This window comes from Streptomyces sp. NPDC059092 (assembly GCF_042756365.1).
GTDB lineage: Bacteria > Actinomycetota > Actinomycetes > Streptomycetales > Streptomycetaceae > Streptomyces.
In genome coordinates this window covers 121414-128884 of sequence record NZ_JBHZEJ010000016.1, presented here as the reverse complement: position 1 = coordinate 128884, position 7471 = coordinate 121414, and the positions used below count along the sequence as shown (strand labels likewise).

Genomic DNA, 7471 nt, shown 5'->3' with positions numbered 1-7471 from the left:
CCATACAAAAAACTCATTATCTGCTCGGCCAGTTTTTTTCCATCCCCCACATACACCCCGATCCCTGCCACCACATTTCCGCCCCCCCCACGGCTCCGTCGTGGAAATGCTCTCCGGATCAGTCTCCGGTCGGCCTCTCCGGTCGTTCTCCGGCCGGTCCTCGGATCAGACCGTTTCGGGAAGCTCGTCGAGCCCTTCGGCGACCAGCTTGGCCAGCCGGTCCAGGGCGACGTCCGCGCCCTCGGCGTCGGAGGCCAGCACGATCTCCTCGCCGCCCTGCGCGCCCAGGCCGAGCACCGCGAGCATCGACGCGGCGTTGACGGGGTTGCCGTCGGCCTTCGCGATCGTCATGGGGACGCCGGCGGCCGTGGCGGCGCGGACGAAGATGGAGGCGGGACGGGCGTGCAGGCCCTCGGCCCAGCCGACATTGACGCGGCGCTCAGCCATGGTGTTGCCCTTCAAGTCGCAAAAAGTCTCAAAACAGATGTCCGTACCAATGTCTCATGAGGCGTGGGAGGGCTCCCCGTCACCCCCGATCGCCGGTCACGGGCGCGGACCGCGCCGTAGGCTTGCGTCATGGAGCACCCGCGGGACCACGCGTATCCAGGGCACTGGGAGGCGGACGTGGTGCTGCGCGACGGCGGTACCGCCCGGATCAGGCCGATCACCACCGAGGACGCTCAGCGGCTGGTCAGCTTCTACGAACAGGTCTCCGACGAGTCGAAGTACTACCGCTTCTTCGCCCCCTACCCGCGCCTCTCCGACCGTGACGTCCACCGCTTCACGCACCACGACTACGTGGACCGGGTGGGGCTCGCGGCGACGGTGGGCGGCGAGTTCATCGCGACCGTACGGTACGACCGCACCGACGAGCGCGGACTGCCCGCCTCCGCGCCCGCCGACGAGGCCGAGGTCGCCTTCCTCGTGCAGGACGCGCACCAGGGCCGCGGCGTCGCCTCCGCCCTCCTGGAACACATCGGCGCCGTCGCCCGCGAGCGGGGCATCCGGCGCTTCGCCGCCGAGGTGCTGCCCGCCAACGCCAAGATGATCAAGGTGTTCCGGGACGCCGGGTACACCCAGAAGCGCAGCTTCGAGGACGGCTCCGTACGGCTCACCCTCGACCTGGAACCGACCGCGGAGTCCCTGGCCGTCCAGCGCGGCCGTGAACAGCGCGCGGAGGCCCGCTCGGTACAGCGGCTGCTGACCCCCGGCTCGGTCGCCGTCGTCGGGACCGGCCGCGCCCCCGGCGGTGTCGGCCGCACCGTGCTCCGGAACCTGCGCGACGCGGGCTTCACAGGCCGCCTTTACGCGGTGAACAGCGCGTTCCCCGAGTCCACGGAACGGCTCGACGGCGTCCCCGCCGTACGCTCCGTCACCCGGATCGGTGAACCCGTCGACCTCGCGGTCCTCGCCGTCCCCTCCGACCGGGTCCCGGAAGCGGTCGAGGACTGCGGCCGCTCCGGCGTGCGCGGCCTGGTGGTCCTCTCCGCCGGTTACGCCGAGAGCGGTGCCGAGGGCCGCGAGCGCCAGCACGCACTGGTCCGCCAGGCCCGCTCGTACGGCATGCGCATCATCGGCCCCAACGCCTTCGGGATCATCAACACCGCCGACGGCACCCGGCTGAACGCCTCCCTCGCGCCACAGCCGCCCGCACGTGGCCGGATCGGCCTGTTCACCCAGTCCGGCGCGATCGGCATCGCCCTGCTCGCCGGGCTCCACCGGCGTGGCGCGGGCCTCTCGTCCTTCATCTCGGCGGGCAACCGCGCGGACGTCTCGGGCAACGACATCCTCCAGTACTGGTTCGAGGACCCGGACACCGATGTCGCTCTGCTCTACCTCGAATCGATCGGCAACCCGCGCAAGTTCACCCGGCTCGCCCGGCGCACGGCGGCGGTGAAGCCGGTCGTCGTGGTCAAGGGCGCCCGGCACAGCGGCAGCGCCCCGCCCGGGCACACCGTCCCCGTCACCCGCATACCGGACGCCACGGTCTCGGCGCTGCTGCGGCAGGCCGGGGTGATCCGTGTCGACACGGTCACCGAACTCGTCGACGCGGGCCTGCTGCTCGCCTCCCAGCCCCTGCCCGCGGGGCCGCGGGTGGCGATCCTCGGCAACTCCGAATCGCTCGGCCTCCTCACGTACGACGCCTGCCTCACTGAGGGCCTGCGCCCCCTGCCGCCCCAGGACCTCACCACGGCCGCGGCGCCCGACGACTTCCGTACGGGGCTCACGGCGGCGCTCGCCGACCCCGGCTCCGACGCCGTCGTGGTGACCGCGATCCCCCGGGTGGGGGTGACGGGCACGGCGGACCCCGAAGGCGCCGGCGCGCTGGCCACCGCGCTCAGAACGGCCGCGGCGGCGGTCCCGGGGAAGCCGGTCGTGGTGGTCCACGTCGAGATCGGCGGCCTGGCGCAGGCGCTGTCGGCGGCGGCGAACAGCGGCCCCGGCCGCCCGGCCCCACCGTCCCCGGCCCCGCCCTCGCCCGCGCCGCCCGAGGAGATACCGTCCCCCGACCCGGGCGCCCCCGCCCCCGCCCTCGTACGCGTCCCCGCCTACCCGGCCGCCGAGCGCGCCGTCCGGGCGCTCGCCGAGGCCGTCCGGTACGCGCAGTGGCGGCGCCAGGCCGCCGAACCCGGCAAGGTGCCCGAGTTCCTGGACGACGCCATCGACGAGAGCGGCGCCGCCGCCCTCATCGGCCGTCTCCTCGGAGCCGCCCCCGGAGCGCGCCGCGTCTCCCTCACCCCCGACGACGCCCACGAACTGCTCGCCCTGTACGGCATCCCCGTACGGCCGACCCTGCCCGCGCCGGGGCCCGACGAGGCCGTCGCCGCCGCCGCACGGCTCGGCTACCCCGTCGCCCTGAAGACGACCGCGCCGCATCTGCGCCACCGCGCCGACCTCGGCGGCGTACGGCTCGACCTCGCCGACGAGGCGCGACTGCGGCTGGCCCACCGCGAGCTGACCGAGACGCTCGGCTCCGCCGTCGAGCTGCGCCCTGTCGTCCAGGCCATGGCGCCGCGCGGCGTGGACACCGTCGTACGGGCCGCCATCGACGCCGCCGCCGGCGCCGTGCTCTCCTTCGGGCTGGCCGGCGCCCCCTCCGAACTCCTCGGCGACCTCGCCCACCGGCTGGTGCCCGTCACCGACCGGGACGCCGCCGAGCTGATCCGGTCGATCCGCACGGCACCGCTTCTCTTCGGCTGGCGCGGCTCCGCGCCGGTCGACACCCTCGCCCTGGAGGAGGTGCTGCTGCGCGTGTCCCGGCTGGTCGACGACCACCCCGAGGTCGTCTCCGTCACCCTGGAGCCCGTGGTCGTCGCCACGCACGGGGTATCGGTGCTCGGCGCCACCGTCCGCCTCGCACCGCCGCCCGCCCGCGACGATCTCGGCCCGCGCACCCTCCCCAGCTACTAGGGCGTGTTTCGAGAGTAGCGCCGTCCGCCCGTAGGGCGGGGCCTGCGGCGTCCGGTGCACTGCACTCGCTCCGTCTCGGCGCACTGAATTGCCCTTGGGATGCCGAGCGCGATCGCGAGGTGGAGGATCGGCACCCTCGATGGCCTGGACGTACTCGGACGACTCCGACAACGCAGCGAGCGTGCGTGCCAGGCGTCGCGGGCCAGGCGGGACTTTCGAAACACGCCCTAGTGAGGCCCGCCCGCCCGCTGCTCAGCGGATACCGCCGGAGCAGGGCGTCTCCGGCAGCCATCCGGCCACCGTAGGATGAGCGCATGGCGAAGACCGGTACGACGACCCAGGGGCTGCGCACGGCGATCGAGCGCAGCGGCTACTACCCGGCTCTCGTGGCCGAGGCGGTGGAGGCCGCTGTCGGTGGCGAGCCGATCTCGTCGTACCTGGTGCACCAGGAGACCACGTTCGACGCCAACGAGGTGCGGCGGCATGTCACCGTCCTCGTGCTGACGGCCCACCGCTTCATCGTCAGCCACACCGACGAGCAGGCCGCCGACTCCAGCTCCCCGACGCCGTATGCCACCACTTCCACCGAGTCGGTCAAGACCGACCGCATCTCCTCCGTCGTGGTCAGCCGAGTCGTCGCCAACCCGGAGTCGTACAAGCCCGGTACCCTCCCGCGTGAGGTCGTCCTCACCATCGGCTGGGGCGCCGTCTCCCGTATCGATCTGGAGCCCGCCGCCTGCGGCGACCCCAACTGCGAGGCGGACCACGGCTACACGGGCAGCTCCACCGCCGACGACCTGAGCCTGCGTGTCAGCGAGGCGGGCGACGGCCCGGACGCGGTGCGGCAGACGCTCGCGTTCGCGCAGGCGCTCTCCGAGGCGATCGCGGCCACGGCGGCCACGGCGGCGACCACCCGCTGATGGCAGCCGAACCCTTCTGGCCGGAGTCCGTCCCGCTCGCTCTCTCCAGCGCGCCGCTGCCGCAGTACGGCAGCGGTTCGCTCGCCGATCTGCTGCCCACCCTCGCCGCCGGCCAGGGCGTACCGGATCTGACCGCGACGATCTCCGAACTGACCCCCGCCGACCGGAACTGTGTCTTTCTGATCGACGGTCTCGGCTGGGAGCAGCTCAAGGCCCACCCGGACGAAGCGCCGTACATGACGTCGCTGCTGGCCACCTCGCGCGGCTCCACCGGGCGCCCCCTCACCACGGGTTTCCCCGCCACCACCGCGACCTCCCTCGCCTCCGTCGGCACGGGGCTGCCCCCCTCCGCACACGGCCTGCCCGGCTACACAGTCCGCGACCCGGCGACCGGCGCGCTGATGAACCAGCTCCGCTGGAAGCCGTGGACCGCGCCGCACGTCTGGCAGCCGTACCCGACGGTCTTCGAACTGGCCGACGCGGCGGGCGTGCACACCGCGCAGGTGTCCTCCCCGACCTTCCAGCACACCCCGCTCACCAAGATCGCGCTGAGCGGCGGCTCCTTCTTCGGCCGGCTCTCCGGCGAGGACCGGATGGACCTGGCCGCCGAACAACTCGCCGCGGGCGACCGGTCGCTGGTCTACACGTACTACAGCGAGGTCGACGGCAAGGGCCACCGCTCCGGGGTCGACTCCGACGCCTGGCGCGGCCAGTTGATGTACGTCGACCGGCTCGTCCAGCGCCTCGCCGAGCAGCTTCCGCCCCGTACCGCGCTCTACGTCACCGCCGACCACGGCATGATCGACATCCCCTTCGACGAGGAGTCGCGCATCGACTTCGACGAGGACTGGGAGCTGCGCGCCGGGGTCGCCCTGCTCGGCGGCGAGGGCCGGGCCCGTCATGTCTACGCCGTACCCGGCGCCGCCGCCGATGTGCTCACGGTCTGGCGGGAGGTGCTCGGTGAGCGGTTCTGGGTCGCGAGCCGCGACGAGGCGATCGCGGAGGGCTGGTTCGGTCCGCCGGGCGCGATGGACGAGCGGGTGTACGGCCGGATCGGCGACGTCGTCGCCGCGGCCCACGACGATGTGGTGATCACGGCCTCCGTCCGGGAGCCGCACGAGTCGATGATGGTCGGGATGCACGGCTCGATGACCCCCGTCGAGCAGCTTGTGCCCCTCCTGGAAGTACGCTCGTAACCGCTCGTACGTCCGCACGGCGTTCGTGTGATGTCCTTACCGACCCCGTGACCGGCCCCCGTGCGACCGTGTGGAACCTCTGTACGGTGCCGGTGCGGCGCCCGTCGACCGCAGCAGCCGAAGACCTGAAAGGCCGTCCCTCCCTCATGCCAGAGCTGGTGTTCTTCTCCGGAACGATGGACTGCGGAAAGAGCACTTTGGCGCTCCAGATCGGACATAATCGTTCGGCCCGGGGACTTCAGGGCGTGATCTTCACGCGGGACGACCGGGCGGGCGAGGGGAAGCTGTCCTCGCGACTGGGCCTGGTCACGGAGGCTGTCGAGGCCACCGAGTGCATGGACCTGTACGGGTATCTGGTCGGTCAGCTGTCCAAGGGCGGCAAGGTCGATTACGTGATCGCCGACGAGGCGCAGTTCCTCTCGCCGGAGCAGGTCGACCAGCTGGCCCGGGTCGTGGACGACCTCGGGCTTGATGTCTTCGCCTTCGGTATCACCACCGACTTCCGCACCAAGCTCTTTCCCGGCTCGCAGCGGCTGATCGAGCTGGCCGACCGGATCGAGGCCCTCCAGGTGGAGGCCCTTTGCTGGTGTGGATCCCCGGCCACCCACAACGCGCGCACGGTGGGTGGGGAGATGGTCGTCGAGGGTGCCCAGGTGGTCGTCGGCGACGTCAACCGTCCGGTGGGGCAGATCGGTTATGAGGTTCTGTGCCGCCGCCATCACCTCCGCCGGATGACTGCCGCTCCAGCCCGCGCGGGCACGCTGTCCCCCGATGTCCTGCCGATCGCGTCCGCTTGACGGCGGGATTCCTTCTCCGGTTTCGGGTGTCAGCGGGACCACCGTGTCCTACGCTCGACGCACGACCCGCGCGTTGGAAACGGTGGAGGCATCGTGGACCCGATTGCACCTGAACTGCTCATGGCCCTTGCCGGAGGCACCGCGGGCGCGGCGGGGGAGCAGGTGTGGGCATCCCTGCGTAACCTGGTCGGACGTCGGCCGTCGGACGGAGAGCCGTACGACGAGGGTGGGTTGACGGCCCTCGCCGAGGCGCCCGGCAGCGCGGAGCGTGCCACGGCGCTGGCCGAGGGGCTGACCCTTCGCGCCCGGCAGGACCCCGCCTTCGCCGAGGCGCTCGCGGCCTGGCGTCGGGAGGCCGAGGCGTCGGAGGGCACGCGGACCGGCGCGGGCAACGTGAGCAACGTGGTCTCCGGGGGCACTCAGGGCACTGTCATCCAGACTCGGGATGTTCACGGCTCCATCAATACCGGTGGCTGACGGGGCCGTGCACCGCTGGATGGCGGTGCACGAGGGGGCCGGGTGCCGGCCGGGCAATGCGACAGGTCCGGCCGGACCGGCGACCGCGGCAGGTTCCGCTGACGCTTCGTGCCCCGTTGGTATCCTGTGAGTGACGTGCCGGAACCGGTCGAACCCTGCGCGCTCGCAGGCGAGTTCACCGCAGCACTCGCTCGTCAGCAGCAGCTCGCGGAGCGCCGTGAGGAGATCGTCACCAGGCTGCACGACGAGGTGGAGCGGCTGCGCCGAGGCGAGATGGAAATGGCGCTCGATCTCGTGCGCCACTCCCTGATCCGGCTCCACGACCAGATCCTGCGCCAGGCCGAACACGTCGCCGGCCCGCTCGGCGTCGACGAGGTACGGGCCCTGCTGAACGCGCTGGCCGACGAGGCGGCGGACACCGTGGCCAGGACCGGCGTGGAGCGGTACGTCCCCCGCCCCGGCGAGGCATTCGACATGGCGTTGCAGCGTCCGGTGGGACGCGCCGCCGCTGAAGGACCTGAGGCGGACCGGAAAGTGGAGCGCGTGGTGGCGGCAGGATTCGTTCAGGGGGAGCGGGTCGTCCGCAAGGCCGACGTCGTGGTTTCCCGGTGGGAACCGGATGCCCCATGAATGCGCCCGGCTCCATCGGCATGGCTTGCAAGGACAACTG

At 72.1% G+C, this 7471-nt stretch carries 7 protein-coding genes; 6 read left to right on the top strand and 1 reads right to left on the bottom strand.

Annotated elements, in window-relative coordinates; all coding sequences use genetic code 11:
* Positions 1–165: 165 nt before the first annotated feature.
* Positions 166–447, bottom strand: a complete 282-nt coding sequence (locus ACFXPL_RS12925) for an HPr family phosphocarrier protein (RefSeq protein ID WP_384917006.1) — start codon at positions 445–447, stop codon at positions 166–168.
* Between the two features lie 129 nt (positions 448–576).
* On the opposite strand from ACFXPL_RS12925, the gene ACFXPL_RS12920 reads away from it, so the two are divergent.
* The 6 genes from ACFXPL_RS12920 (at position 577) to grpE (ending at position 7431) form a co-directional block, all read left to right on the top strand.
* Positions 577–3411, top strand: coding sequence for a GNAT family N-acetyltransferase (locus ACFXPL_RS12920; RefSeq protein WP_384917003.1), 2835 nt, complete (start codon positions 577–579; stop codon positions 3409–3411).
* A 314-nt stretch (positions 3412–3725) separates the two neighbouring features.
* On the top strand, positions 3726–4331 hold the full coding sequence (locus ACFXPL_RS12915; RefSeq protein WP_384917000.1) for a DUF5998 family protein: 606 nt from the start codon (positions 3726–3728) through the stop codon (positions 4329–4331).
* Entirely contained in the window at positions 4331–5527 is a 1197-nt protein-coding gene (locus ACFXPL_RS12910; RefSeq protein ID WP_384916997.1) for an alkaline phosphatase family protein, read from the top strand. Before ACFXPL_RS12915 ends, ACFXPL_RS12910 begins: the two co-directional genes overlap by 1 nt.
* A 146-nt stretch (positions 5528–5673) precedes the next feature.
* Positions 5674–6324, top strand: a complete 651-nt coding sequence (locus tag ACFXPL_RS12905; protein WP_384917031.1) for a thymidine kinase — start codon at positions 5674–5676, stop codon at positions 6322–6324.
* A gap of 93 nt (positions 6325–6417) precedes the next feature.
* Entirely contained in the window at positions 6418–6801 is a 384-nt protein-coding gene (locus tag ACFXPL_RS12900) for a hypothetical protein (protein ID WP_384916993.1), read from the top strand.
* A gap of 135 nt (positions 6802–6936) precedes the next feature.
* Entirely contained in the window at positions 6937–7431 is a 495-nt protein-coding gene (gene grpE, locus ACFXPL_RS12895; protein WP_384916990.1) for a nucleotide exchange factor GrpE, read from the top strand.
* Positions 7432–7471 lie beyond the last annotated feature (40 nt).